The organism is Allorhizocola rhizosphaerae (genome assembly GCF_003426775.1).
Taxonomy (GTDB): Bacteria; Actinomycetota; Actinomycetes; order Mycobacteriales; family Micromonosporaceae; genus Allorhizocola; species Allorhizocola rhizosphaerae.
Genome location: NZ_QJUG01000022.1, coordinates 29,118 through 54,504 on the forward strand (window position 1 = coordinate 29,118; position 25,387 = coordinate 54,504).

Annotated in this window: 23 protein-coding genes; 11 read left to right on the plus strand and 12 right to left on the minus strand. The window is 68.0% G+C overall.

Features of this window, described 5'->3' with window-relative positions:
* Positions 1–82: 82 nt before the first annotated feature.
* Both DM816_RS06585 and DM816_RS06590 read right to left on the minus strand, forming a co-directional pair.
* Positions 83–868, minus strand: a complete 786-nt coding sequence (locus DM816_RS06585; RefSeq protein WP_117209245.1) for an ABC transporter permease subunit — start codon at positions 866–868, stop codon at positions 83–85.
* On the minus strand, positions 868–1,770 hold the full coding sequence (locus DM816_RS06590; protein WP_117209246.1) for an ABC transporter ATP-binding protein: 903 nt from the start codon (positions 1,768–1,770) through the stop codon (positions 868–870). The genes DM816_RS06585 and DM816_RS06590 overlap by 1 nt, the downstream gene beginning before the upstream one ends.
* Positions 1,771–1,828: 58 nt before the next feature.
* On the opposite strand from DM816_RS06590, the gene DM816_RS06595 reads away from it, so the two are divergent.
* From DM816_RS06595 to DM816_RS06615, 5 genes are all read left to right on the plus strand, one after another.
* Positions 1,829–2,152: a PadR family transcriptional regulator gene (locus DM816_RS06595; protein ID WP_117209247.1), complete on the plus strand. Its 324-nt coding sequence runs from the start codon at positions 1,829–1,831 to the stop codon at positions 2,150–2,152.
* Between the two features lie 17 nt (positions 2,153–2,169).
* Positions 2,170–2,847, plus strand: coding sequence for a hypothetical protein (locus tag DM816_RS06600; protein WP_162907185.1), 678 nt, complete (start codon positions 2,170–2,172; stop codon positions 2,845–2,847).
* A 226-nt stretch (positions 2,848–3,073) separates the two neighbouring features.
* Positions 3,074–4,060 carry a radical SAM protein gene (locus tag DM816_RS06605; protein ID WP_117209249.1) on the plus strand — a complete coding sequence of 329 codons (987 nt, stop codon included), beginning with the start codon at positions 3,074–3,076 and terminating at the stop codon, positions 4,058–4,060.
* Positions 4,061–4,095: 35 nt separating this feature from the next.
* Positions 4,096–5,316, plus strand: a complete 1,221-nt coding sequence (locus DM816_RS06610) for a cytochrome P450 (protein WP_117209250.1) — start codon at positions 4,096–4,098, stop codon at positions 5,314–5,316.
* A gap of 19 nt (positions 5,317–5,335) precedes the next feature.
* A complete protein-coding gene (locus tag DM816_RS06615) occupies positions 5,336–5,623 on the plus strand; it encodes a DUF2795 domain-containing protein (protein WP_117209251.1) in 288 nt (95 codons plus the stop codon).
* Positions 5,624–5,661: 38 nt separating this feature from the next.
* Here DM816_RS06615 and DM816_RS06620 read toward each other — a convergent pair whose 3' ends face one another.
* The 4 genes from DM816_RS06620 to DM816_RS06630 all read right to left on the minus strand — a co-directional run bounded on the left by DM816_RS06620 (position 5,662) and on the right by DM816_RS06630 (position 9,324).
* Positions 5,662–7,071 carry a family 43 glycosylhydrolase gene (locus DM816_RS06620; RefSeq protein WP_117209252.1) on the minus strand — a complete coding sequence of 470 codons (1,410 nt, stop codon included), beginning with the start codon at positions 7,069–7,071 and terminating at the stop codon, positions 5,662–5,664.
* 16 nt (positions 7,072–7,087) lie between these two features.
* The gene (locus DM816_RS06625; protein WP_117209253.1) at positions 7,088–8,053 is read right to left on the minus strand and encodes a golvesin C-terminal-like domain-containing protein; all 966 of its coding nucleotides are present in this window, start codon (positions 8,051–8,053) and stop codon (positions 7,088–7,090) included.
* Positions 8,053–8,232, minus strand: coding sequence for a hypothetical protein (locus tag DM816_RS42270; RefSeq protein WP_162907186.1), 180 nt, complete (start codon positions 8,230–8,232; stop codon positions 8,053–8,055). The genes DM816_RS06625 and DM816_RS42270 overlap by 1 nt, the downstream gene beginning before the upstream one ends.
* Positions 8,233–8,340: 108 nt before the next feature.
* Positions 8,341–9,324 (minus strand): ArsR/SmtB family transcription factor, encoded by a 984-nt coding sequence (locus tag DM816_RS06630; protein ID WP_117209254.1) that lies wholly within the window; start codon positions 9,322–9,324, stop codon positions 8,341–8,343.
* A gap of 103 nt (positions 9,325–9,427) precedes the next feature.
* Between DM816_RS06630 and DM816_RS06635 the strand changes: the two genes are divergently transcribed.
* Genes DM816_RS06635 through DM816_RS06645 form a run of 3 tightly spaced genes read left to right on the plus strand, consistent with a single transcriptional unit; the run spans position 9,428 to position 13,167 of the window.
* Positions 9,428–10,531, plus strand: coding sequence for an LCP family protein (locus DM816_RS06635; RefSeq protein ID WP_162907187.1), 1,104 nt, complete (start codon positions 9,428–9,430; stop codon positions 10,529–10,531).
* A 22-nt stretch (positions 10,532–10,553) separates the two neighbouring features.
* Complete coding sequence (locus DM816_RS06640; protein WP_342768677.1) at positions 10,554–11,534, plus strand: TIGR03885 family FMN-dependent LLM class oxidoreductase; 981 nt, start codon at positions 10,554–10,556, stop codon at positions 11,532–11,534.
* Between the two features lies 1 nt (position 11,535).
* Positions 11,536–13,167: an alpha-amylase family glycosyl hydrolase gene (locus DM816_RS06645; RefSeq protein WP_246001653.1), complete on the plus strand. Its 1,632-nt coding sequence runs from the start codon at positions 11,536–11,538 to the stop codon at positions 13,165–13,167.
* A gap of 902 nt (positions 13,168–14,069) precedes the next feature.
* Here DM816_RS06645 and DM816_RS06655 read toward each other — a convergent pair.
* From DM816_RS06655 to DM816_RS06670, 4 genes are read right to left on the minus strand one after another with little or no spacing between them, the layout of a single operon-like run.
* Positions 14,070–14,831: an ABC transporter permease gene (locus DM816_RS06655; RefSeq protein WP_117209259.1), complete on the minus strand. Its 762-nt coding sequence runs from the start codon at positions 14,829–14,831 to the stop codon at positions 14,070–14,072.
* On the minus strand, positions 14,831–15,958 hold the full coding sequence (locus tag DM816_RS43640; protein ID WP_211588573.1) for an ABC transporter ATP-binding protein: 1,128 nt from the start codon (positions 15,956–15,958) through the stop codon (positions 14,831–14,833). The genes DM816_RS06655 and DM816_RS43640 overlap by 1 nt, the downstream gene beginning before the upstream one ends.
* Positions 15,955–16,287, minus strand: a complete 333-nt coding sequence (locus tag DM816_RS06665; RefSeq protein ID WP_117209260.1) for a winged helix-turn-helix domain-containing protein — start codon at positions 16,285–16,287, stop codon at positions 15,955–15,957. The genes DM816_RS43640 and DM816_RS06665 overlap by 4 nt, the downstream gene beginning before the upstream one ends.
* Entirely contained in the window at positions 16,284–16,709 is a 426-nt protein-coding gene (locus tag DM816_RS06670; protein WP_117209261.1) for a hypothetical protein, read from the minus strand. The genes DM816_RS06665 and DM816_RS06670 overlap by 4 nt, the downstream gene beginning before the upstream one ends.
* A gap of 159 nt (positions 16,710–16,868) precedes the next feature.
* On the opposite strand from DM816_RS06670, the gene DM816_RS06675 reads away from it, so the two are divergent.
* Both DM816_RS06675 and DM816_RS06680 read left to right on the plus strand, forming a co-directional pair.
* Entirely contained in the window at positions 16,869–21,095 is a 4,227-nt protein-coding gene (locus DM816_RS06675; protein ID WP_117209262.1) for a S8 family serine peptidase, read from the plus strand.
* Positions 21,096–21,870: 775 nt separating this feature from the next.
* Positions 21,871–23,178 (plus strand): tetratricopeptide repeat protein, encoded by a 1,308-nt coding sequence (locus DM816_RS06680; RefSeq protein WP_117209263.1) that lies wholly within the window; start codon positions 21,871–21,873, stop codon positions 23,176–23,178.
* A gap of 7 nt (positions 23,179–23,185) precedes the next feature.
* On the opposite strand, the gene DM816_RS06685 is transcribed toward DM816_RS06680, so the two are convergent.
* Entirely contained in the window at positions 23,186–23,911 is a 726-nt protein-coding gene (locus DM816_RS06685) for a hypothetical protein (protein ID WP_117209264.1), read from the minus strand.
* Positions 23,912–24,068: 157 nt separating this feature from the next.
* On the opposite strand from DM816_RS06685, the gene DM816_RS06690 reads away from it, so the two are divergent.
* The gene (locus tag DM816_RS06690) at positions 24,069–24,350 is read left to right on the plus strand and encodes a hypothetical protein (protein WP_117209265.1); all 282 of its coding nucleotides are present in this window, start codon (positions 24,069–24,071) and stop codon (positions 24,348–24,350) included.
* Between the two features lie 211 nt (positions 24,351–24,561).
* Here DM816_RS06690 and DM816_RS06695 read toward each other — a convergent pair whose 3' ends face one another.
* The gene (locus DM816_RS06695) at positions 24,562–25,137 is read right to left on the minus strand and encodes a hypothetical protein (protein WP_117209266.1); all 576 of its coding nucleotides are present in this window, start codon (positions 25,135–25,137) and stop codon (positions 24,562–24,564) included.
* Between the last annotated feature and the right edge of the window lie 250 nt (positions 25,138–25,387).

The following is a 25,387-nucleotide window of genomic DNA, read 5'->3' on the forward strand; positions in this document are numbered from 1 at the left end:
ACTACCTCCGTGAGAGAGTGAATGGGTAAGTCGCACGTTAAGGCCTGCCTCTGAACGGGCTCTGGACAGCGATTGAATGCGATCAATTGGTGACGTCCCGGTGGCGAAAGATCAACGCTGCCAACAACATCGCGGCGGTTGCCCAGGCTGCCGAGCCGAGCAGTGCGGTGGTGGGGTTGACGTCCGGCGTGCCGCCGCGGGCGAGGGCTTGGAACAGTTGGCCCGGAAGCCATCGGGCCACGTCCCCGGCGACCACCGTGAGGAGGATCTCGACGGGCAGCGCGTAGGCGACGGCAGCGCCGATGGCGATCGCGGCGCTGCGCAGCAGGATGCCGGCCAGCACGCCGAGCGAGGCCCAGCCCAAGACGGCCGCGGTGAGGCCGGCTACTCCCGCGGTGGTGGCGGTCAGGCCATCGCGGGTTTGCCAGGCCGTGGTGTCCACATTGGAGGCAAGAAGGTGGGCCATGCCGACCCCGGCGAGGCCCGTGACGATGGTGGTCCCGGCGAGGAAGCTCATCAGCGCCGCGGTCTTGCCACCGAGCAGGCGGATCCGGCGGGGCTGGCGGACCAGCAGGTTGCGCAGCGTGCCATGGTCGTATTCGCCACCGACGTTGAGGGCGATCAGGGTCACGGCGACGATGCCCAGAAACGTGGCCGCGTTGCCGAGGCTGCGCCCGAGGCCATCGGAAGCCTGCAGCTGCTGCAGCGCAAGGACGAGACCGGCCGGGCCACGGTCGCTCGGCGCATCACCGGCACCGCTGATGGACATCACCATGGTGATCGCCATGAAGGCGACCATCACGGCGGCCATGAGCCAGTACGTCCGCTGCCGTAGTTTGACCATCTCGCTGAGGAAGGCCGCGACCATCAGATCCCGTCTTTCTGCGTGAGCCGGAAGAAGATTTCCTCCAGGGTGAGCGGTCGGGTGGACAGGTGGGCCAGGGTGATGTCGTGCTGGTGCGCCAATCGGTTGAGCGTTGCCGGAGGCCCATTCACGACTATCGCGTCCCGATCGACGCCCACGGTCCAGCCCTGAGCTCGGGCCAGGTGCGCGAGCGCGTCAAGCTGAGCGGGGTCGTCCGGTCGCGCGGTCATCTGTGGCTGGTGCAGGCTTGTCAGCTCCGTGAGGCTGCCTTGATATAGCAGGCGACCGGTGCGCAGCAGCACGATGTGGTCGCAGACCTGTTCCACTTCGGACAGTTGGTGGCTGGAAACAAATGCGGTGACGCCGCGTTCGGCCAGACCGCGCAGGAGCCGGCGGATGTCGCGGATGCCCTCCGGGTCCATGCCGTTGGCCGGCTCGTCGAGGATCACCAGGCGCGGATCGGGGAGCAGGGCGGCGGCAATCGCCAGCCGTTGGCGCATGCCCAGCGAGTAGGTCCCGACCGCGTCACCGGCGCGATCGGTCAGACCAACCGTCTCAAGCACCTGATCGATCCGGCTGGTGTTGCCCGCGAGTCGGCCCAGCACCCCGAGGTTGTCGCGGCCGCTGAGGCGCGGGTAAAGGGCAGGGCTTTCCACGAGCGCCCCGACCCATGTCAGATAGGTCGCCGCATCGGCCAGCGATCGCCCGAACACGGTCGCGCTTCCGGCCGTGGGCCGGATCAGGCTGAGCAGCATCCGGATGGTGGTGCTCTTGCCGGCGCCGTTGGGCCCGACGAATCCCGTCACCTGACCGGCGGGGACCGCCATGCTGAGTCGGTCGACCGCTATGCGCCCGCCGTAGCGTTTCGTCAGGCCATCGGTGACAATCGCCGCCGTACCAGTCATAGTAGGGACGCTACTGTAGCGACGCTACAATAGCAATGCTGCTGTAGGATCACTACTCATGACGCCGGAGATGCTCAAGGGCCACCTCGACGGCTTGGTGCTGGCCATCCTGGAGCCCGAGCCGCAGCATGGCTTCGGAGTGATCGAGCAGCTGAAGGACAATAGCGGGGGCACGCTGGATCTCCCGACCGGGACCATCTATCCCGCGCTGCACCGGCTGGAACGCACCGGCCTGGTCACCGCGACCTGGACAGTCCACAATGGACATCGGCGGCGGGTCTATGCGCTCACCACACTCGGGCGGGCGAAACTGGCTACCTACCGTGCCCAGTGGCGCGGCTTCGCCGACACCATCGAGCGGATCGTGCAGGCCCCGGCATGAGCGAGGGCTCGTCCCGAGTGAATCGGCAGGCATGCCCCGCGGAGCGCAGCGGAGAGGGGCCGTCGAGCGGGCCGGACGCCATTGAGCGTTACCTCGAACAGGTGGGCAGGCAACTTCCCGGCGGCCCACGCGTCCGGCGCGACATCCTCGACGAGTTGCGCGACGGGCTCACGCAAACCCTGGAGCACCACGGCGACGACACGGCCGAGACGGCGTTGCGCCGGGAGTTCGGTGACCCACAACAGATCGGTGTGGCCCTTGCCGGGGAGGCGCGCCTGCGGCTCGCGCGCCGTCACGCGGTCATCGTGCTGCTCCTCCTGCTGGCCGGTGGGCTCGGCTGGCAGGCCTACCAGTCGGTTGTCGGTATCGCGGACTCGACCGTCCCCACGGGGTGGGCGCGGTCCGTGTTCCTGGCGGCAGTCGAAGCCCTTCAGGCGTGCGCCATGCTCGCGCAGATCGGCGCGGTGCTGACCGTGCTGACGGTGTCGCTGCCCGGCCGGTGGGCTGCTGAGTGGGCTGCCCGCATCACGTTGGTGGCGCTGGCCGGATTCGCGCTTGCCGTCGCGTCCATGCTGGTCTCCATCGCTCCGGCTCACCGACTCGATGCTGTCCTCGTGAGCATCCCGGTGGCAGGCTTGACGCTTCCCGCCATCAGATACGCCTACTTCGCCACGCGCCACCTGAGACTGCGGTAAGGTCGCGGCTGCGTCGCGCGATCAGACGGCCGACGACGCGTGGTCGTTTGCCGTACCACATAATCCAGCCCTGACCCACGGTTTGCTGGCGATGCTCCTAGGGCGGAACATTCAAGAAACATCGCCAGCCTCAGGGAGATGAATGGAGCCCTCTGGCGACAGAGTCCCCCTGCCGCCACGCCGCCAAACCTTGTTTGGCCCATCGGCTTGCGGGTAAGCCGCGGGCATGGTCGACACGGTGCCGCTTCCGGCCAGCCTCCAGGTGGAGGTGACCTCGGCGTGCAACCTGCGCTGTGCCATGTGCCTGGTGCGCTACCGTCCGCCGATCAACAAGCTTGCCGGGGCCATGTCCCTGGACATGTTCCGCAAACTCGTCGACTCCGTGCCGACATTGCGCCAGCTGACATTGCAAGGCCTGGGTGAGCCGCTGCTGGCCCCGGATCTTTTGGAGATGATTCGGTACGCGAAACGCCGTGGCGTGCGCACGGGGTTCAACACCAACGCGACCCTGCTCAACCCGCGCAAGGCCAAACAGCTCGTCGAGTCCGAAGTGGACTGGTTGCACGTGTCGCTTGACGCCGCCGACGCACCGACCTTCGAGGCGATCCGCGACGGCGCGAGCTTCCGCACGGTCGTGGACAACCTGGCCGGGCTCGCCCGCGCCAAGCGCGAGTCGGGCAGCAGCGTGCCGTGGATCCGGGTCGTGTTCGTGGCCATGCGCCGCAACGTGGCGCACCTCGCCCGGCTCGTCCGGTTGCTCGGGCGGATCGGCGTGGGCGAGCTGCGGGTGCAGAATCTGTCGCACACGTTCGGCGACACCGATCCCGCCGGGGCGTACCAGGAGATCCGGCAGTACGCGCGCGACGAGGCGCTGTGGACCGGCGACGACCGCGAGCACGCCGAGGCCGCGTTCGCGCGGGCGCGTGCCGCCGCCACACGGGCCGGTGTGCTGCTGCGCCTGCCGCACAACGAGCCCACGCCGACCGCCGGGTGCACCTGGCCGTGGGACGGCGCATACATCACCAGCCAAGGCGTCGTGCAGCCGTGCTGCATGGTGATGGGCGATGACCGCGTGGCGCTGGGGCGGCTGGACCACCAAAGCTTCCCCGAAATCTGGAACGGTCCCGAATATCACGAGTTCCGCCGCAGGCTGGCAGGCGACACCCCACCCGAGGTGTGCCGCGGGTGCGCGCTGTATCAGGGCACGTTCTAGTTTCGGCCCATGCCAGTCAGGGCAACAGCAGGTGCATGGGCTGGGTCGCATATGACACGATTTCCGATCTGCTGGATCGGGAAGGAAGCGACGTGGCACGGGTGCGCCTGCTGGGCATGCCGGTGATCTGCATGCGCGGGCTGCCCGCCGTGCACGTGTTCTACGACGAGAGCCGGTTTCAGCGGCGCGGGGTCCTGCCCGGTTTCGCCAAGAAGACACTATTCGGGGTGGGCGGTGTGCAGGGGCTCGACGACGGCGAGCACCGGGCGCGCAAGGCGATGTTCCTGTCTGTGGGCACGCCGGGCTACGCCGAGCAGCTGGCCATGATCGCCGGTGGGTTGTGGCGGCAGGCGGCGCGGCGGTGGGCTGGGATGCCGCGCGTGGCCCTGTTCGACGAGAGCGCGCTGGTTCTCACCCGTGCCGTCACGGCATGGGCGCATGCGCCGCTGCCCGCGGCCGGAGCGGCCGCGCTGGCCGAAAATTTGACCACGATGGTGGACGGGTTCGCCACGCTGGGCGCGAGGCATTGGCGGGGACGGATGGCACGGGCACGCGCCGAGATGTGGGCGGGCAAGGTGATCGGCGACGTCCGGGCCGGTGGGCTCACGGTCTCTCCGGCTTCGGTGGTGCACACGGTCGCCCACCATCGCGACGCGAGCGGTGTGCTGATGCCCGAGCGGGTGGCCGGGGTCGAGCTGCTGAACATTATCCGGCCGACCGTGGCCGTGGCATGGTTCGTGACGTTCATCGCGCACGCCCTGCACCACCATCCCGAATGGCGCCAGCCCCTGCGCGACGGTGACCGGGCGGTGTCGCGGGCCTTCGCGCAGGAGGCGCGGCGCTTCTACCCGTTCGCACCGTTCGTCGGGGCCCGGGTGCGGCATGACTTCGTGTGGGAGGGCCAGCACTTCGACGAGGGCCGGCTCGTGCTGCTCGACATCTATGGCACCAACCACAGCCCGACGCTGTGGCGGGAGCCGGAAACCTTTGACCCGCAACGGTTCCTGGGCACGGACGCGGCCCCGCAGCACGTGATCGCGCAGGGCGGCGGCGAGGCCGGCGCGGGACACCGGTGTCCGGGCGAGGACATCACGCTGCGCCTCATGGCACAGGCGGCGGAGGCACTGTCCAATCTCGACTATCGGCTGCCGCCGCAGGACCTTGGCATCCCGCTCGACCGCATCCCGACCAGACCCCGAAGCGGCGTGATTCTCGAAAGGGTGAGGGAGCCGGTGGCAGCCCTTCACCGCTCCTGACCGACGGATGGGATGGGACATGAACGATCAGACAGCCTGGGCGCAGGTCCAGGAGGCGCTCAGCGATCTGGACTTCCCGGCCACGAAGGAGGAGGTCGTCGAGCACGCCTCCAGGCACGCGGGCGAGGCGGGGCGCAAGCTGCTGCGCGCGCTTCCGCTTGCCACGTATCGCAACATGAGCGAGATCCGCAGCTCGGTGCCGCTGGATCCGGCGGCCGACGACGGGCAGACCGCCGCGCAAAAGGCCGAGCAGGCCCGCTCCAAGCACGACCATCGCATCGCCGAGCACCTGCGCCGGCCGGACTAGCGGGGGGCCGTCGGACCCGGCCCCCCGCGTCGGTCGTGTCAGACGCGCGTGATGCGGATGGCGTCGGCGATCACGTAGCCGGTGCCGCCGGTCCAGCGCGACACCGCGACCTTGTTCTCGTCGCCGGCGGTGAGGGTGAAGGTGCCGAGGGTACGCCACATGCCCCCGTTGACCCGCTGATCCACGTTGACGGTCTGGTTGCCCGTGGCCGTGACGATGATGTAAGGCGTGCGGTCGTTGTAGCCAGACACCGCCGGCCACCAGGCGTCCACGCGATACGTCCCGGTCTCCGGAATAGCGAACCTGTACCAGGCCGGATCGCTCGCGGCGACCGGGTTGGCGAACCGGTAGTCCGCACCGTACCGCTGCGCCGAATACGTTGACATGCCCCAGTTTTCACTCGCCGTGAACCGGTCCGCGGTCGCATTGTCCACAATGGACGTCCAGCCCGGCGGGTTCTCCGGATCACCCGACGGCGGGGTCAGGGCCGTGCTGAGGCTGTACGGCCGCCCGAAGTTGGGCGTGCCGTCGGCGTTCCACGAGATCTTCTGCGCCCGCGTCGTGCGCCCCGCGTAGGTGTACGCCGAGCTTGTCTTGCCGTGGTAGACAATCCAGTCCTCCGAGCCGTCGGGCGACTTGAAGAACCCGTTGTGGCCCGGCCCGAAAACGCCCGCCGCGTCGTTGCGCCAGAACACCGGGCCCGCGTGCTGCACCCAGCTGGCGGCGTTCATCGGGTCGGCCCCGTCGGCGATCGACTTCATCCACAGCTGGTAGTCGGGCTTGCCCGTGTCGCATGTGGAGTACACGAGGAACAGCCGGTTGGTGCCGCGCAGCCCGACCGGGCCCTCGCGCACCTCGGTGCACCCGCCGCTCGCGGGAATCGCGACCCGCGAACCCGTGACGGACCACGGCGTGTTCATCGCCTGGATGTAGAGCTGCGCCGGTCCGGTCATGCCGCGCCCCGGCCCGCTCCACATGAAGTACATCCGTCCGTTGTGGACGATCGGTTCGCCGTCGATGGCGTAGGTGCCCCAGTCGGCGATGCGCGCCTTGAAGTGATACGGCCCCAACGGGTTGTCCCCGTCGGACTCGATCACATAGTTGCGGTGGTTGGCGTCCACGCCGTCGCTGGCGGTGTAGTACACGTACCAGCGGCCGTTGAACCGGTAGAGCGCGGGCGCCCACATCTGCTTGTTGCGGCTGTTGTCCGGGTCGCGCCACACCGTGTTCTCAGGTGCCGACGCGAGCCCGCGCAGCGTGGGCGAGCGCCAGATCCCGATGCGGTCGCCCAGTGTGGTCGCGAGGTAGTAGTACCCGTTGTAGAAGGTCAGCGTCGGATCGGCGCTCCCGTTGAGCGGGTTGGTGAATGAGCCCGCGGCCTGCGCCGGCGCGGCCGGCAGCAGGAGCAACGCGCAGGCCGCCAATATGGCCAACCGTTTGAGTCTCACTGTGCTCTCCTGAGGGTCAGACCCGGCTGACGCGGATCGCGTCGGCGATGACGTAGCCGGTGCCGCTGGTCCAGCGGGAGACCGCGACCTTGTTTTCGTCCGCCGCGGTCAGGTTGAACGTGCCGAGGCTGCGCCAGGCGCCGCCGCCCGAACGCTGGTCGACGACCACGGTCTGGTTGCCGGTGGCGGTGGCGATGATGAACGGGGTGCGGTCGTTGTAGCCGGAGTTGCCCGGATACCACGTCTCGACGCGGTAGGTGCCCGTCTCCGGGATCGCGAACCTGTACCACGCCGGGTCGCTGGCCGCGACCGGGTTGGCGAACCTGTAGTCGGCGCCGTGCCGCTGGGTGGAGTACGTTGACGTGCCCCAGTTTTCGCTCGCGGTGAAGCGGCCGGCGGTGTCGTTGTCCACGATGGCGAACCAGCCCGGGGGCTGCGGGTTGAGCAGCCGGGCCACGTCGGCGCGCATCACGTTGAGGTCGATGAACGACGGGTCGATCTTCCCGGTGGTGGAGGTCTCGCGGTGCCCGCGGGCGTAACTCGCGTCACGGCCGAAGCGGCGCAGCACGGCCGCCGTGGCCTTGAGGGAGTTGTTGTACTGTGCGGCTGTCATGGACTGGTTGACCCCGTTGTAGTCGATTTCCCAGCCGACGAGCATGGTGTTGCCATCGCCGGCCGGGATGGGGCCGCTGGCGCGGGCCGTGCCGGCGTGGTTGCACCGGCCGGCCGAGATGACGTGAAAAACGCCGTGGTAGTCGACCAGGGCCTGGCACAGCGGGCCGGGCAGGTCGGAGCGGCCGTTGATGCACACGTTGAGCGCCGGGTGCGGGTTGCTGGCCGACGACGTGGCGGCGGTGTGGTGCCACAGCACACCGAACGGCTCGAATGAGCCGGGGCGCATGCGGTTGCGCCAATCGCCGTGCTCGACCACGGGGATGTCTTCGGCGCGCAGCACGTCGGCGAGCCAGGGGATCGTGGCCATCACGCCTCCCGCTGGATCAGGTCGGCCAGGCATTCGGCGGGTGGGGCTGCGGATGGAGCGTCTGCGGTGGGAGCCGCTTGAGCCTGGGCGGCGGGGGCCGCGACGACTGCGGCGGCGGCCAGGGCCGGCGCGGCGACAATCAGCCGTCTGGACAGGCGGGTAGGGCGGGGGTGCTTCATGGTGCTCCTTCGAAAGGGGGAGGACAGCCATAAATGAGCGCAGGATACCGGCCGACGGGCGTCGATGGGTATATGTTTCGGCGAGATTTCAAGATCTGTTAGTTATTTTCAGGAGGTACCCATGCCGCCGAGCAACGACTCGCCGAGAGCGGTGATCGTGTGCAGCGTCTGCCGGCCGGAGGTGCGGCTGGTCAGCAGGCCCGCCTTGCGCAGAGTGGCCGCGTGCCCGCTCGCGCTCGACAGCGAAATCCTCAGCTGGCCGGCCAGCTCGCCCGTGGTGCGGCCGTAAGGCGAGGACGCCACCGCCTGCAACACCGACGCCCGCGTGTGCCCGAGCAGCGCCACCAGTTCGCGGCGAAGCGCCGGTCCGGTGTGGACGGCCGGGCGAAGCGCGGGCTCAATCGGGTACACCAAAATGGGTTCGCCCTCGCAGACGCGGAGGGTGATCGGAGCCCGCCGGCAGAAGAACGAGGGCAGCAGGGTCAGGCCCCGGCCGTTGAGATGAATGTCGCGGTCATGGGGATAGACGATGTGGAGGACGGGCGGCTGCCACCGCATGGTCGGGTGGAGCGTCGCGAGCACCCACTCGCTGCCGCGGTCGGCGATGATGCGGGCGCGCAGGGCCCGCTCCGCGGCCACCTCGCTGCGGATCAGATCCCAAAACGCGGCCAGGGTCGCCTCGAAGTAGCGCCGCATGGTGGCGGTGAGCGTGCGCAGCGCGTGCCCGTCACCGTCGGCGAGCCGGCGCGTCCAAGCGGCGGGTGTGCCCTGACCGGTCAGCAGGTCGAGATCTGCCCGCAGCAGATGCGCGGGAGTGGCGCCGACCAGATTCAGACCCGCTTCCAGGCCGGCCTGACCGTGGGTCGGGGTGAGAAAGTCCGGGGTGTACCCGCGAGGCGGCGCGAGCGTCATCAAAGCCCGCATCTGTGGCGTCAGGCGGGCCCGCGCGGTGTCGCGCCACGCATCGAACCGCGGATGCGAGCCGCCGTCGGTGAGCACATGCTGACTGAGCATGGCCTCCCACAGCGGGTCCGCGTTGGCCGCCAACCGGAGCCGGCCCAGATCCGAGGCGGTGAAATGGATGCGCAACATTGTCGATGCCTCCGTTGATCGCCGACGCTAGCGGACGTCAGCGATGCGCACAACGGTTCGCCGGGTTCAACCCGTCTTAGGGGAGAAGTTCTACGGAGAGGACGTGCACGTGTTGTGGGCGAAGCTCGGGGTGGTCTTCGGCGCCTTGCTGATGACGGTGAGCGGGGGTGGGCTGATCGCGGTGCGGTTGGCCACGGCGAAGCTGGACTCCAGCATCACCACCACCGAGATGATCGACTCCAAATCGGAGGCCTATGCGGGCAGCAACATCGATGGCGCGATCAATCTGCTGCTGGTCGGGATCGACGTGGAACCCAGCTACACCGGGCCGGGGGAGCGCGAAGGCGTGCTTTCGGACACGATCGTGGTGATGCACATCCCGCATTCGCACGACCGGGCCTATCTGCTGTCGATCCCGCGGGACACGAAGGTCACCATCGGCGGGCGCACGGAGAAAATCAACGCCGCGTTCGGGCATGGCTATCGCGGCAAGCAGGGCGGCGAGCTTGAGAAGCGAGCCGCGGGCGTGCGGATGCTGTCCGACACGGTGTTCAAGCTGACCGGGATCAAATTCCACGGGGCCATGCTGATTGACTTCGATGGGTTCAGGGGCGTGCTGGAGGAGCTCGGCGGGGTGGAGATGTGCGTGGATCAGCGGGCCACGTCGATTCATCTGGCGTGGGACGCGCAGGGCAACATCGTGTCGACGTGGTATGACGACGTCAACAAGAAGGTGCGCGGCATGCCCCAGGGCGGCAGGTCGGTGGTGCACGAGGTGGGCTGCCGGTCGTTCACGCCCGAGCTGGCGCTTGACTACGCGCGCATCCGCAAGAGCCTGGAAAACGGCGACTACGACCGGCAGAAGAACCAGCAAAAGCTGATCAAGGCGATGGTCGGGAAGGCGATGAGCAAGGGCGTGGTCACCGACGTGAACCGGCTCAACCGGGTCATCGAGGCCGGCGGGAAGGCGACGATCCTCGACACCGGTGGGGCGAAGCTCGTCGACTTCGTGTTCACGCTCAAGGACATCCGGCCCGACGACATCATCATGGTCAGGACCAACGGGGGCAGGGTGAATCCCGTGGAAATCGGCAACACGTCGTATGAGGTGCTCGATGCGCAATCGTTGCGGCTCTTCCAAAGCGTGCGTGACGAGACGGTGCAGCAGTTTCTGGTGAGCCATCCGGAGTTTCTCTCCCCGTCGTAGGCGGGTAACGGGTGGTATGGCGATGATCGGATACCACGCGAGCCACGAGCAGTCCGGGCCGCGTGAGCTGCTGGAGTGCGTGCGGCTGGCGCAGCGGGCAGGGTTTGGGGCCGCGATGTGCTCCGACCACCTGTTCCCGTGGCTGAGCACGCATCGGGACGGCGTCGCGTTCGCATACGCGTGGCTTGGCGCGGCGCTGGAGGCGACCACGCTGCCGTTCGGCGTGGTCAGCGCGCCTGGACAGCGGTATCACCCGGTGGTGCTCGCGCAGGCGGCCAGCACGCTGGAGCAGATGTATCCGGGCCGGTTCTGGCTGGCCGTGGGCAGTGGCGAGGCGCTCAACGAGCACGTGACCGGGGACTCGTGGCCGGACAAGCCGGCGCGGGAGGCGCGGTTGCACGAGTGCGTTGACGTGATGCGGCGATTGTGGCGGGGCGAGACGGTCGACCATGCGGGGCTCGTGCGGGTGCGCCGGGCGCGGGTGTATTCGTCGGGTGTGGACACGGCGGTGCCTTTGTTCGCGGCGGCGGTGACGCCGGAGACCGCGCAGTGGGCGGCGGGTTGGGCCGATGGGCTGGTCACCATCAATGGGCCGGTGGAGCGGATGCGGCGGGTCGTGGAGGCGTTTCGCGCAAGCGGGGGCCGGGACAAGCCGGTGCGCCTGCAATACCACCTGTCGTGGGCGTTGAGCCGGGAGCAGGCGCGGGCACAGGCGTGGGATCAGTGGCGCCACGCGGGATTGCGGTATCCGATGTCGTGGGACCTCGCGATGCCGGAAGACTTCGACGCGGCGTGCGTCTCGGTCGAGGTTGACGATTTGGTGGACGCGGTGGCCATGGAGTCCGATTTGGACTGGCATGCGGCACGGCTTCAGGAGGCTGCGGAGTTGGGGTTCGACCAGATCCTGCTGCACAACGTTGGGCGCAATCAGCGGGAGTTCATCGAGGTGTTCGGCGAGAGCGTGCTGCCACGCCTCGTGGGAGGGACGGTTCGCGTTGAGTGAAGTGGCGATGCTCGATCTGTGGTGGAAAAATGGGCTGGTTTACTGTTTGGACACCAAGACGTGGCTGGACGGTAATGGGGATGGGATCGGTGATCTGGCCGGGCTGGCGTCCAGTGTGGACTATCTGGCCGGGCTCGGCGTGACGTGCGTGTGGCTGATGCCCGTGTGCCCGTCGCCGTGGCGGGACGATGGTTACGATGTGAGCGACTATTATTCGGTCGATCCGAGGCTCGGCACGCTCGGTGACTTCGTGTCCTTTGTGCACGCCGCGCACGCGGCCGGGATTCGGGTGGTGCTGGATCTGCCATTGAACCACACGAGCATTGAGCATCCGTGGTTTCAGGCGGCGCGGGAGTCGAAGGAGTCGCCGTTTCGGGATTATTATGTGTGGAGCGACGAGCCGCCGCCAAACCCGCCGCCCGTGGTGTTTCCGGGCGAGCAGGAGAGCACGTTTACTTACGATTCGGTTGCGGGGCAGTATTATGTGCATCGCTACTACAGCTTCATGCCGGAGCTGAACACGAGCAATCCGTTGGTGCGCAAGGAGCTGTACAAGATTCTTGGGTTCTGGCTGGCGTTGGGGGTCGATGGGTTCCGCATCGACTCGTTGCCGTTCCTGGTGGAGGAGATTGCCGATGGTGGGGGCGAGGAGGCGTCGCACGAGTATTTGCGCGACATGCGCTCGTTCCTGGGGCGGCGGAAGGGGAGCACCGTCCTGGTTGGAGAGGCGAATCTGCCCGCGCCGCAACTGTTGCCGTACTTCGGGAAGTCCGGTGCGGAGCAGATGCAGGTGCTGTTCGACTTCTTCACGTGCGCTGGGGCGTGGACGGCGCTGGCGACCGGCAGCGCGGCACCGTTGATAGGCAAGCTGCGGGAACGGCCCGAGCCGCCGCCCATTTGCCAGTACCTGACATTTCTGCGGCATCACGACGAGTTGAGCTTCGAGCATGTGCTGTCCAAATCGGACGCCGAGCGGGTGTTCGACCGGTTCGCACCGGAGGAGAATCATCGGGCATATGGTCGGGGCATCAGGCGACGGCTGGCATCCATGCTCGACGGCGACCCGGCCCGCATCCGGCTCGCGCTTTCGTTGCTGCTGTCGCTTCCCGGCACGCCAATGCTTTTGTACGGTGACGAGATCGGGCTGGGCGACAATCTGGAGTTGGATGGGCGCCTGGCATGCCGCACCCTGATGCAGTGGAACAATCGCGAAAATGGGGGATTCTCGCCCGCGTCCACATTGGTCAGACCTGCGGTGGCGGATGGGTCGTTCGGATATCGTGAGCGCAACGTCGGTACCCAACTGAAAAATCCAAATTCTCTTCTTCACTGGGTACGCCGTGCGGCCGCGCTGCGCAGGCAGTGTCCGGAGATCGGCGACGGCGTGTGGAAAATCCTTGACACTGGGGATGATTCGGTGCTCGCGCTGCGTTATCGCGGCCAGCACGACCTGGTTGTGGCGCACAACCTGTCCGACCGGCGCGTCGAAACCCACCTGCCCGACCTCGACGGCGCCGACGACATCTTTGCCGATGGTGAATATGCTGCCCCTAAGGACGGCAGGCTGGAGCTGGCCCCGCACGGATTCCGCTGGCTGCGCAGGCCTTTGCTGAGCACGGAGGTCGTCGCGTAACGTCGGTGACGCGCGTGGCAGGGCCGTGGGCGAAACCGATTTTCCCGACGCTTTCGGCCCCAGCCCGCTTCCAGCGTTTCCTGCGTGAGGCGATCGCGGACGCCGACGCCGAACGAGCATCAGGCATGGGGCATGCGACGCGACGCGCCATCGGCGGTGTTGCGTGACTGGCCGGCGCGGTGCCACAGGGGTGTGCTCTCAGCTGGAAATGTGTGCGATGGAGATATGCGTAATCGTGGCGGGACGACAGCTCAGCCGCCACGTGCCGGGTGGAAACACGCCCTGGACACTCCGGCCGTCGCTGCAGAAGATGGTGACGTAGACGGTGCCCGAGAAGACATCGCAGTAAAGGTCGGATTGAAAGCCCACGCACTCAAAGTCCGCCTGCGTAAGGGAGCCATCCGTGATTTCGTATGCGCCTGAAACTTGGCTGACGGTCTGGGCAGAAGCGGGCCCAGTGGCTACGGTCGTGGCCGCGAGAATGGCCGCCAAGACTACCAATAGCCTCGCGATCAAAGACGTTCTCATCGTGATCTCCCAACCGATGAAGGCGTAGTCGCTTGCCCCGCCAGGATTACCACCCGACCAGGCGAGGCAGCGACAAATGGAAGCAAAACGTTCCACCATCGCCGCCGCGCGATGAATGCGGGCCGAGACACGAGCTGCCTGTTCGCGGTGGGTTTGATTTGGAGGTCACGGGCGTGGTTGCTGGGCATACGCCCGTGGTGGCAGGCGATGCACCCGCTTTCGGCGGGCGGGTGTTCGCCGCGCCCCGGCGACGAGCGAACCGGTTGCCCTCGGCATGTACGTCATGCTGGGCACACGCCGGGTGCGGCAGGCCGGCGCCAGCAGGGCTCGGGCGTAGTTGGCGCTGGGATGGGGCGCTGCCATGGATTGGGGTGTCATCGGCGTTGATTGTCCCAGCGGAATGTGCGGGTGGCGATCAGTGCGAACACAGCGGCGCAGGCGAGGGCGGCGAGCCAGGCGATCCAGGTGGGATGGCGGGCGGGGATGCCGATCAGGTCGTGCTGGATGGCGTTGCCGAGCAGCCCGGGCGGTAGCACACTGAGGATGTCGCCCGCGCGCTCGGGCAGCCGGTCGAACGGCAGGAACAGGCCCGCGAGCGCGAGCAGGGCGAGCAGCGCGAAGGTCAGCGTGTTGGTGGCCGCCTCGGCCGTGGGCAACAGCGATCCGAGCAGGAAGCCGAACGAGACCAACAGGACCAGTGTGGCCAGGCAGGTCACGAAGAGGCTGCCGATGCGCTCGACGGGCAGGTAGCCGGATGCCGCGGCCAGGGCCGCGATGATGACGGTCTGCGCGAGGGCGAGGCCGAGCCGCGCCGGGGCTTGGGCGAGCATGACCGTCAGGCGGGACACCGGCGTGGTGCTCAGCAGTCGCAGAGTGCCGCGCTCGCGCAGGGCCACCAATGGCACGGCGACGCCGTAGAACGCGACCGAAGCCAGCGCCACCAACAATCCCGTGGCGAGGAAGAACCTGCCCAGGTCCACAGTGGAGTCTGGTCGGTCCGGCATCATCGCGGCCATGCCGAGGAACAGGCCCAGCAGGCAGAACGGGTACAGCGCGACGTAAAACAACGTCTTGCGGTCTCGCACCAGCTCCAGGGTGCTCGCCTTGGTCATCGCGGCCAGCGTGCGTGGGCGCATCAGGCTCCTCCTCCTGAGGGCTCGTCTCTTCCGGGGGCCTCGGCTCCTCGTGCGGGCTGGGCTCGTCCCGCGTGCTCCGCGCGGCCTGAGGGCTGGGCTTCTCGTGCGGGCTGGGCTTCTCGTGCGGGCTGGGCTTGTCCTGGGGGCTGGGGTCCTCGTGCGGGCTGGGCTTGTCTTGCGGGCTCGGCTGCTGTTGCGCGCTCCGCTTCTCCTGCGGGCTCGGGGCGATCGGTGAGGGCGCGGCCGGTTAGCAGGCGGAACGCGTCGTCGAGCCGGGGCGGGTGGACGGTGACATCCCTGGCAGGTGTCGGCCCGGACCGCAGCACGGCCGCGACGGCCTCGGGATCGCTGGTGCGCACGTGCACCCGGCCACCGCGCATGTCGAAGCCGCTGACGCCGGGCACGGCGGACATATCGCGGACACCGTGCGCGTCCCGCATGTAGCTCACCACCTGTTGCGGTGCATGGCAAGCGATGAGCTCGGCGGGCGAGCCCTGGGCTATCACCCGGCCGCGATCGATGATGACGACGTGTTCGCAGATTGCCTCGGCCTCCTCCATGGAATTGGTCGACAGCAGCACCGTGCCGCCCCGGGTGCGGAAGTCCAGCACGGCCTCCCACAGCTCGGCGCGGGCATTGGGGTCGAGCCCGAGCGACGGTTCGTCGAGCACGAGCAGCCGCGGCCGCGCGATCAGTGCGGTCGCCACGAGCAGGCGCCGCTCCTGGCCTCCGGACAGGCGCCGGACCAGCGTGTCGCGGCTGCCGCCCAGCCCGACGGCCCGCAGCACGTCACCCTCCGAAGCGGGGTGGTCGTAGAGCGAGGCCCACAGGCGCAAAGTCTCGCTCACCGTGAGGTTGGGAAACAGCGCCGCCCGCTGGGGTTGCACGGCGACGGCCCGCTGCAGAGCCGCCCGCTGACTCAGCGGATCCATGCCTAGCACCCGAACCCGGCCCGATGTCGGCCTGCGCAGGCCCACCAGGGTCTCGATCGTGGTCGTCTTGCCGGCGCCGTTGGGGCCGAGCAGACCGAAGACGACGCCCGCCTCGATCGTGAGGTCGAGCCCGTCGACCGCGGCCCTTTCACCGTACCGCTTGATCAATCCTTTGATATCGACCGCCGTTGTCATGCGTGCTCCTTGACGGTTTCGGGGGCAGCCGAAGCGATTTCATGCAGCACCGCTACGTGCGCGCGGAATGCGGATCGACCCTTGGCGGTCAGTGTCAGCCAGGTGCGTGGGCGCTTGCCCACATAGCCTTTGCGGACCGCGACATAGCCGGCCTCTTCGAGCAGACTGACCTGTTTGGACAGTACGGAATCGGTGACCTCGACCAGGTCGCGCACGAACCCGAACTCGGCCTGCTCGGAAGCCGCCAGCGTGGCCATGATGGAAAAGCGCACGGGCGAGTGGATCAGCTCGTCGAGCCGATGACGCGGATGTTTTCCGGCGCTGCTCATCGTCGTAACACCGTCCAGGAACCGATGAGGCACGGCAGGGCAGGGATGATGCCCAGTGCCCAGCTCCACGGCGCGTCATGCAGGACGGTCACGTTGAGCAACAGGCTCACGATGACAAGCGTGAAGTAGAGCACCATCAACAGGATCCGCAGCGGGCGCAGGCCCCGCCACATCACCGGTTGGCTGCGGGACCACCAGTAGAGAAAGGTGATGAAAGCGGTCCAGATCGCCGCGATCGCAAAGACGAGCGCCGCCGACGCGGGCGCGGCGAGATTGACGGCCGCGTAATAGGCGATCGTGCCGGTGCCGAGCGCGAGCAGATAGCGTCTATACCAACGGGATCGGTCACGCACCACCTGGCCCACGCGATCGAGCTCTTGGAGCTCTTCGGCCGCGGAGTGGGAAGTCAAGCCGCTGTTCATGCTTGAAATGTTGCCCAGTACTTTCCTTCTTGTCAAGTAATTGAGCGCGTGGCAAACTCAAGCCGTTGACTCGACCGCCCGGCCGACGCTAACGTCATTGATCTATCTGAATGACATCGGCGCCGTCCAAAAGCGACCCCGAAGCGACCATGAGGAGCCGTGTTGTTATCCCACCCCCGCGCACATCTACGCACGCTCATCGCCATCACCACCACCTTGGCTGTCACGCTGGGCCTGGGCGCCGCCGTCACACCGGCATTCGCGGCCGCCCTGCCCGCCTCCGACTCCGGGCGGTGGATCGTGCGGCTCGCCGAGCCCTCGCTCGCCGCCAGCCAGGCGCAGTCCGGCGGCAAGGTCGACGTCAACACCCCGTCCGCGAAGTCCTATCTGGACCGTCTCGCCGCGCGCCAGGCGGAGGTGGCCGAGCAACTCGGCGACACGCTCGACCGCCCGATCGCGGTGCGGGCCAGCTATCGCAACGTGCTCAACGCGATTGTCGTCGAGGCCAGTGCGGCCGAGGCAGCCAGGCTCAACGAGGTTTCCGGCGTGGTGGCGGTCGAGCCCGACGCCGAGCTCGAGCTCACCACCGACGCCAGCAATGATCTGATCGGGTCGGGAGCGATCTGGGCGGGCGAGACCGGGCAGGAGTTAGCCACGCGCGGCGAGGGTGTGGTGGTCGGCATCCTCGACAGCGGCATCAACCCGCGTCATCCGAGCTTCGCGGCCACCGACGGCGAGGGTTGGGCGCACACCAATCCCTATGGCGCATATCTGGGCGTTTGCACCCCGGCGCATCCCAACCACGATCCCCTCTGCAACGACAAGCTCGTGGGAGCTTGGAGTTTCGTCTCTCAGCCGTCCGCGCGCGACACCAACGGCCATGGCAGCCACACCGCTTCCACAGCCGTTGGCAATCGGCACAGCGTGACCCTGCCCTACGGCGGCGACGTGGCGACGCGCACCGTCCAAGGGGTGGCGCCGCGGGCCAATGTCATCGCCTACCGGGTGTGCATCGACAGCTGCCCGGTGACGGCGATCCTGGCGGGGATCAACCAGGCCATAGCCGACGGCGTCGACGTGCTCAACTACTCGATTTCCGGATCGGACAGCCCGTGGACCGATTCGGTGAGCCGGGCGTTCCTGGAGGCGTTCGGTGCGGGCATCTTCGTGTCGGCGTCGGCCGGCAACTCGGGTCCGGGTGCCGGCACGGTCGCGCACACCTCGCCGTGGAACGCGTCGGTCGCGGCCACCAACAACGATCGCATCTTCGCCAAGACCCTGTCGGTGCTCAGCCCCGAGCCCGTGCCGCCGGGCCTTGCCGCGATCACCGCATTCCCCGGCTTCGGCCCGGCCAACGCGACCGACCTCGACGCGGAGCTGCGATACTCCGGCGAGGTGGGCACTGCGACGGGCTGTAGCGCGTTCCCCGCCAACGGTTTCGCCAACGCGATCGCGCTTATCCCGTTCGGCACCTGCACGCCGGCCGTCAAGGTGACCAATGCCGCCAATGCCGGTGCCCGGGGGGTCATTCTCTTCGAGCGGCAGCCGGGTCCGCCGGTCTTCGCCTCCGGATTGGACGGTGCGGCGATCCCGGCGGCAAGTGTCACGCAGACCGCCGGTGAAGCGTTGCAAAGCCTGGCCACCGGGACGCAAGCCCCCGTCATGGTCCGGCTAGGCGCCGCGACCGAGCTGGTGCGCGACGGTGCGGCTGCCAATGCCGTGGCGTGGTTCAGCTCGCGCGGGCCGAGCGACTTCGACCTGCTCGCCCCCACGATGGCCGCGCCCGGGGTGAACGTGCTCGCCGCATACCGGGAGATCGGCGGCAACCCCAACCGCTACGAGGTCATTCGCGGCACGTCCATGGCCTCGCCCCACGTGGCCGGTGCCGGTGCGCTGCTGCGCGCGCTGCACCCCGACTGGTCGCCTGCGCGCATCCGGGCCGCGCTCGCGGGCACAGCCAATTCGGCCGGCATGCGCAAGCACGACGGCACCACCGCGGCCGACCCGCTCGACGTCGGCGCCGGCCGCGTCGACCTGGCCGCGGCGGGCCGGGTCGGGCTGGTGCTCGACGAGTCATACGCCGACATGCTGGCGGCCAACCCGGCCTCTGGGGGCAGCCCGCGTACCCTCAATGTTCCTTATCTGGTAAACCGGCAATGCGCGCAGGTGTGTTCGTGGACGCGCGAGGTGACCAGCGTCGCCGACGCGTCCGCGGGTTACACGGCAACGGTTGTGGTGCCCACCGGGATGACCGCCACGGTCGAGCCGGCGACGTTCACGCTGGCGCCCGGTGCCACGCAGCGGCTCACGGTCACGGTCAACGCGTCCGGCAGCGCGGGCGGCAGCTGGGCCTTCGCCGATCTGCGACTGTCCACCAGCGACAGTCATGTCGGGGGCACGCCGATCGCTGGCGTGCACTACCCGATCGCGGTGATCCCGGTGGCCCCGGCGATCGGCGTGACCCCGGCCCAGGTCGAGGTGTCGCAGAAGCCCGGCAAGACCGCCAATCGCGGTGTGACGATTCGCAATCAGGGCAACGGTTCGCTGGAGTGGCGGCTGTCCGGCGGGTCCGGCTGCAGCACGCCTGCGGACCTCGCTTGGCTTGACGCCGCACCGGAATCGGGCGCCGTAGCGGCGGGTGGCTCCAGCCAGCTCCGGTTGACGTTCGATTCCACCGGGCAATCGCCGGGGCGGCTCACGGCAACACTGTGTGTCGCCAGCAACGATCCGGCCAACCCGGTCGTGCGGGTGGCGGTCGCGCTCGTCGTGCTCGACCTGCCCACAATGGTTGTCCCGCAGGAGCTCGCGGTGACCCAGCCGGCGGGCACGGTCACCGGCACGCGCATGACCATCGGCAACACTGGCACCGCCGCGCTCGACTGGCGCGTTGGCGAGGCCAAGGTGGCCGCGCCGCCCGACGCCGCTCTGGCCAATGTGGACCCCAAGCGGCGCGATCTGCTGCGCGACGGGGTGCTCCTAGTGCCCAACACCGCGGTGCCCGGGGTGGCAGCGTTCGACCCGCAGACCGGTGACCTGCTCGATCCGGCGTTCATCACCTACCCGCAGAGCCTGGGCACCACGACCCACATCATCCTCAACGCGGCGCAAGACGGGTTCCTGGTGTCGTCCCAGTCGGAGGGCGTGGTCCACGCGTTCGACCTGGACGGCAGCTACCAAGGGATCTTCGCGCCCAAAGGCGGGGTGGACCCGTCCATCATGGCCAACATCCGGGGCATGGCCATCTCGCCGCGCGGCACGCTGCTCGTGACGTCGGCCGGCGGCAACAAGGTGGTGGAGTTCGACGCCGGCGGTGAATACCTGGGCGACTTCATCGCGTCCGGCGCGGGCGGCATCAACGGGCCGTGGTATGTGCTGTTCCGCGACAGCGACGTGTTGGTCTCGGCGAGTGGCGGCAACATTTACCGCTACGACCACGCCGGGCAGCCGCTTTCGGTGTGGCAAAGCGAGATTAACTTCCCGCAGCAGCTGTACCGGCAGGCCAACGGCAACGTGCTGGCGGCCGCGTTCTCCAGCCCGAACGGGGTCTGGGAGCTCGACCCCAATGGTGCGCTCATCGGGCGCTACACCGGGGTTTCGAGCAACCGAGGCGTGTACCCGCTGGGCAACGGCAACATCCTGACGAGCAACGGCACCGGCGTGCACGCGATCGACCGGGGCACAGCGGTGATTGAGACCAAGCTCAGCGGGAGCGGGGTCCGGATGATCAGTGAGATCGCGCGGACGCAGCCGTGTGACGAACCGGGCGACGTGCCGTGGCTGCGGGTGTCGCGTGAGTCCGGCACGACCCCGGCGGGTGGCAGCAGCGAGCTCACCGTGCTGGTCGACTCCACCGGGCTGGCGGCAGGTGTGCACCGGGCGCATGTGTGCGTCAGCGGCAACGACCCGGACAGCCCTCTGGTAGGGGTACCGATCGTGGTCACGGTGACCGATCAGACGTGCGGCCGCACGATCACCGGCACCCACCTCGGCCCGCTGGACGTCTCGTCCGGGTTGACGTGCCTCGCGCACGGGTCGACGGTGATCGGGCCGATGAGCGTGCGTGCGGGGGCGAGCCTGCACGCCGACGGCACCAGGGCGCTCGGCGCGCTGTCGGCGCACGGCGCGGCCCGGGTGGAGCTGTCCGACTCGTGGGTGATCGGCCCAGTCTCGGTACGGGCCGGCACGACCAAGGTGTTGGTGGCCGGCAACCACTTCATCGGGCCGGTGTCCATGCGCGACAACGTAACGGGCACAATGCCGATCGCGCTGTCGGGCAACACCATCGTCGGGCCGCTCGCCTGCTCCGGCAACCAGCCACCGCCGGTAAACGAAGGCGTGCCAAACACGGTCTTCGGGCCCGTGTCCGGACAATGCGAGGGCCTATGACGGCGGAAACTGCAGCTACCAGGGCCACGGCAGGTCCGGAGCCGACCATGCGACAGCCTACGGCTGTGCGTGCGGTATGAGGGCCTATGGCTGTGCGTGCGGTGTGAGGGCGTGTCGCCGGGCCTGCAGTGTGGGGGTTACGGCTGTGCCTGCCGTGCGAGGGCCTATGGCTATGCCTTCAGTGTGGCGTTAACGGCCGGGCCGGCGGTGCGAATTCGCATAGCCGGCCCGACACTGCGATCACTTTGGACGGCTTGTTTTACGGTGTGCAGAGTCGCGTGGCAATGCGAGGGCGTGCGGCGGGGCCAACTATGCGAGCGCCATGTGGCCGGGATTGTTATGGCGCATCGGTTGGGCCGGAAGTGCACGTGGCATGGCTGACGGGCGGCAGCCAACGAGCCCCGGGTTGGTAGCCGGGCTGAGTCTGGCTCGTAGCCGTGAGCCCGGGTGCCGGAGGAAGCCCTTGCCCATGAGTCTACGGCCGCCTGCGACGAGTCTACCGGCCGCCCGTGGCGGGTATCGTGCTGGCCGGGCCGGCCGCAGCCAGGCGGCGTCCGCTACGGCCGACGGCCTGGTCCATTGTGGACTCCCGCGAGCTCTGACACCACGGTCGGGGTTCAGCGTTCGCAGGCATGGCGGCTGGACTACGGCATCAACCCAATCCTGCGGGCACTCCTCCGCCCGGAGCGGGCGCGGGCTGGCTGTAACAATGCGGGACCCCTCCCGCCACCGCCGGGCAAGAATCGGTTCGGGTGCGTGTGAGGAGGGAAGCAAGATGGATCAACTGACGGGCCGGTTGCACGTCGTGCTGACCGCTGCCGTAACTGCACTGGTCACGATCGCGCTTGTCGCGTTTCACGTCTCGGTCGCCCGCTCGGTGTGGTCCGAGATCGCCCTAGCTGCCTGGTGCGCGGTTCTCCTCGCGCACGCGTGGCGCCTGGCAGGTGGACGCCGCGATCGGCTGGTCGCAGCGGGCGCAATAGCGCCAGTCCTACTGGCCTTCGGACTGCTGCGGTTGGACGCCTCCGGCATCGACCGCGCCTTGACCGAAGCCCGCCACAGTGGCGATTGCGCCCAGGCGCTCAACGCGCTCGACCGGATCTGGCTGGGGCACCGCGTGGCCCACGTGACGGCAACCGCCCGTGGCGACCAGACCGTCCGCGCCTGCCAACGATTGCAGGCCGCCAAAGACCACCTCGCCATCGCGCTCACCGGTGAAACCAACGCACTGCAGCTCGGCTTCCACGCTCTCGCCACGGTCCTCGCCGACCTGCCCGGCCACGAGAAAATGGTCGAGGTGACGCTGGACGGATTCTTGGGCGCGTTGCCCACCGGCAACCCGTGCCGCACCGTCGAGGTCACGGCCTGGCTGCGCGAAAGACAAGCGAGCAACAACGTCCTGGATCGCTCCACCGATGTCGTCACGCGTACCGCGCCGCCGGCCCTCGTCGGGTGCGGCGATGAACTCATGGCGGCCAAGGCGTGGGAAGAGGCACGGGCACGTTATCGGCAAGTACTCGACCAATACCCGGGCCACGAACTGGCCCCCAAGGCCCGTGACGGAGTCAAGCAGGCGACGCTCGCTTTCGAGCTTGCCAACGTGCGAAGTCTGCTCCGCGGGAGGCCCCCGGCGTACTGTTCCACACCAGCGCAGTACAGCGGCGCCGCCCCCCACGGTACGGCCACCGGAACCAACCGCTCACTGTTCTACGGTAACGACGAATACACCGACAGGCTTCCCGCCGAGTGGCGCACCGACGATCCCGCCGAGGCGGTGCTGGTGATCTGCGCCGGCGACGAGGAGTTCGGGACGCCCGTGCGCACCTGCCCCTACGAAAACAAGATGTTCCCGCGATTTCCGACGAACGTGACGTTCCGCAAAATCATGATTCCATTGAAGGTGTACGAGCTGCGAACCGCAAAGCTCGTGGCCGAAACGAGCGTGGAGATCGGCGGCGCCAGCTGCCCGCAACGACTGTCGTACACGTACTACGTGACCGACCTGGGCCCACCGTCGGAGGTGTACGTCGAGGCGTCCGACGCAGACGTGCACGCCGCCTTCCGATCGCTGATCATCCCATGATCACCGGTCAAGCGCGCCTGCGCGTGAGCAGGTCGGCGACGCGCACCAGTCCATCCAGGTAGGCCAGTGCCGTGTCCGTGCGCAGCCGCGCGTTGTCCTGCACCGACAGCAGATCCCGCCCATCGACGCTCCACAGTGGAACGATGGCATCGACGTGGGCACGTACGAGCTCGTGTGTCATGAGCGCCATGCCCGCCGGGTCGTCCGTCTCCACTCGAAACCTGCGGTCGAATTCGGCGTCGCCCACATCGGCCGATTTTGACATGCCCAGTGCGCGGGCCATGCGCGAGCCGAGCCCGCGGTCGGTGACCGTGACCGACGCGAGCTGCTCCGGCAGGTGAACAATGTGGACAGTGGCGTCGTGGTTGACGATCCGTGTCTCCCAACGCGTTTCGGTACGGGTCTGCCCGTTGACATACGTCGTGCGCGTGACCGGATGATTCTCCCGGGTCTGCCACCAATAGTGTGCGATGCTCACCGGATACCCATGGTGGCTTCCCTCCACCAGCAGGCGTACGCCATTGCGGATGCCCTGCGGCATCCGCCCTGTCCAGGTGCCCCCGCCACCTTCCCGAAACCGCCAGCCCAGGCCGGCCGCCCATGCGCTCACCTGTTCGGCGTACCGCCGATCGCGTGCTCTACTGACGGCCGCGCTGATGAGCCCGATCGCGACCAGCACCAGCAACCCGACCACCACGAGCCCGACGAAACCGGAGGAGTCACTTTGCGCCATGCCGGTAGTACAGGGCCGCGGCCGGGTGCGGCGCCATGGGGCCGAACAATTCAGTACAAGATTTTTCTGGTACCGCCCGGAGGTTTGCCAATCTCGCTGCTCTGTAGTGTGCCGGCGCCGACTGGGGCGCCCCCGCAGACGAAAGGTGAAGGCAAGCATGACCACGCCGATGATCGCGATGGACGAGCTGCGAGCGCGGCTTCGTGACCTGCACACGCACGCCGCGCGACCGTCCTATCGCGAGCTTGCCCGGATGGGCGGCCACCGCTACGCCGCAAGCACCATCGCCGACACGCTCAACGGCCGGCGCAAGCGGATCGCCTGGCCGTTCGTGCACTTTTTCATCACGATGTGCCTGGAGCACGCCCGCCGGCACGGCATCAGCGTCCCGCGGCAGGACCAGCAAACCTGGTGGCGACTGTGGCAAGAGCAAGCGTAGGCATTGGACATCGACCATGAAGTTTCGCCACGACATTCCGTCGAGCATGGACGTGAGTTCATGATCGACCGGAAGGGGCGACCCCGGAAGGGGCCGGCCGGAAGGGGCAGGCCGGAAGGAATCGGCGGGGAGGGGCGGCCGAAAGGTAGGGCTGGTCCCGGTCGCCTTTGCAAAGCCGCCCTAACCGAGCGGAAGTAGGTTTACTTCCGAGTTAGTTGCGGAGGAGGTAGTTGGCGCTGCCGGTGCGGTCGTGGTTGCCGCCCGCTGGGCAGCGGGTGGCGGCGAGGCCGTTACCCGCGAAGAACAGGCAGCCGCACTTGTGACACCACCGCCAATTGTCCTGCCCGCCCGGACCGTTGTTGTCGGTGTCGGTCTCCAGCCGGAACGAGTCGCGCTGGAGATCCGGCACCGGCTCGCCCGGCGAGTGGCCGATCGTCGGCCAGACGGGGCACCGGCCGAAGCCGTTCTCTCCCACCCCCAGGTACCACACGGCTTTGCAGAACTGGCACCAGTGCCAGCCCGGCTGTCCGCGCCCGCTCTCGGTGGCCCGCCGGATCGTGTAGATGCCGCTGCCGTTCGTGTAGTGGCTGTGGTCCCAGAGGTGGAAGACGGGGCAGTGCCCATTGTTCCCGCCGTTGATGAACCACATGCCCTGGCACCTGTTGCACCACCGGAAGGAGTTCACCGCCGCGTGTGCGTCGGTGGCGACGGTGGCCGCAAATGCGCCTGCGGTCAGGAGAACGGCCGTGCGCAGAACCTGGCGTCTGGTCTTTGGTCGGTGCGACATGGCAACCCCTTCGTCTCGTGGTCGTGTGCCTCCATGAAAGGGGACCGGCCGACCCGGGGCGAGATGGCGGAACATATCGGAACGCATGCGAGCCGCCTGCCTTTGGCGCGTGCAGGTTGACCATGAAGTTATCGCCACCACACGCCGTCGACCCATGGACGTAAGTTCATGATCGACCGGAAGGGGTGATGCGGAAGGGGTGACGCGGGAGGGGCAGCGCGGGAGGGGGATGGATGGGGGAAGGGAAGGG

What these genes read in the sequence shown, in the direction of transcription:
- DM816_RS06585 (WP_117209245.1), bottom strand. Translation starts at nt 868, where the DNA reads ATGGTCGCGGCCTTCCTCAGCGAGATGGTCAAACTACGGCAGCGGACG.
- DM816_RS06610 (WP_117209250.1), top strand. Translation starts at nt 4,096, where the DNA reads ATGGGCTGGGTCGCATATGACACGATTTCCGATCTGCTGGATCGGGAA.
- DM816_RS06680 (WP_117209263.1), top strand. Translation starts at nt 21,871, where the DNA reads ATGGATCAACTGACGGGCCGGTTGCACGTCGTGCTGACCGCTGCCGTA.
- DM816_RS06690 (WP_117209265.1), top strand. Translation starts at nt 24,069, where the DNA reads ATGACCACGCCGATGATCGCGATGGACGAGCTGCGAGCGCGGCTTCGT.
- DM816_RS42270 (WP_162907186.1), bottom strand. Translation starts at nt 8,232, where the DNA reads ATGAAGCACCCCCGCCCTACCCGCCTGTCCAGACGGCTGATTGTCGCC.
- DM816_RS06685 (WP_117209264.1), bottom strand. Translation starts at nt 23,911, where the DNA reads ATGGCGCAAAGTGACTCCTCCGGTTTCGTCGGGCTCGTGGTGGTCGGG.
- DM816_RS06615 (WP_117209251.1), top strand. Translation starts at nt 5,336, where the DNA reads ATGAACGATCAGACAGCCTGGGCGCAGGTCCAGGAGGCGCTCAGCGAT.
- DM816_RS06630 (WP_117209254.1), bottom strand. Translation starts at nt 9,324, where the DNA reads ATGTTGCGCATCCATTTCACCGCCTCGGATCTGGGCCGGCTCCGGTTG.
- DM816_RS06590 (WP_117209246.1), bottom strand. Translation starts at nt 1,770, where the DNA reads ATGACTGGTACGGCGGCGATTGTCACCGATGGCCTGACGAAACGCTAC.
- DM816_RS06640 (WP_342768677.1), top strand. Translation starts at nt 10,554, where the DNA reads ATGATCGGATACCACGCGAGCCACGAGCAGTCCGGGCCGCGTGAGCTG.
- DM816_RS06695 (WP_117209266.1), bottom strand. Translation starts at nt 25,137, where the DNA reads ATGTCGCACCGACCAAAGACCAGACGCCAGGTTCTGCGCACGGCCGTT.
- DM816_RS06595 (WP_117209247.1), top strand. Translation starts at nt 1,829, where the DNA reads ATGACGCCGGAGATGCTCAAGGGCCACCTCGACGGCTTGGTGCTGGCC.
- DM816_RS06655 (WP_117209259.1), bottom strand. Translation starts at nt 14,831, where the DNA reads ATGCGCCCACGCACGCTGGCCGCGATGACCAAGGCGAGCACCCTGGAG.
- DM816_RS43640 (WP_211588573.1), bottom strand. Translation starts at nt 15,958, where the DNA reads ATGACAACGGCGGTCGATATCAAAGGATTGATCAAGCGGTACGGTGAA.
- DM816_RS06670 (WP_117209261.1), bottom strand. Translation starts at nt 16,709, where the DNA reads ATGAACAGCGGCTTGACTTCCCACTCCGCGGCCGAAGAGCTCCAAGAG.
- DM816_RS06605 (WP_117209249.1), top strand. Translation starts at nt 3,074, where the DNA reads ATGGTCGACACGGTGCCGCTTCCGGCCAGCCTCCAGGTGGAGGTGACC.
- DM816_RS06665 (WP_117209260.1), bottom strand. Translation starts at nt 16,287, where the DNA reads ATGAGCAGCGCCGGAAAACATCCGCGTCATCGGCTCGACGAGCTGATC.
- DM816_RS06625 (WP_117209253.1), bottom strand. Translation starts at nt 8,053, where the DNA reads ATGGCCACGATCCCCTGGCTCGCCGACGTGCTGCGCGCCGAAGACATC.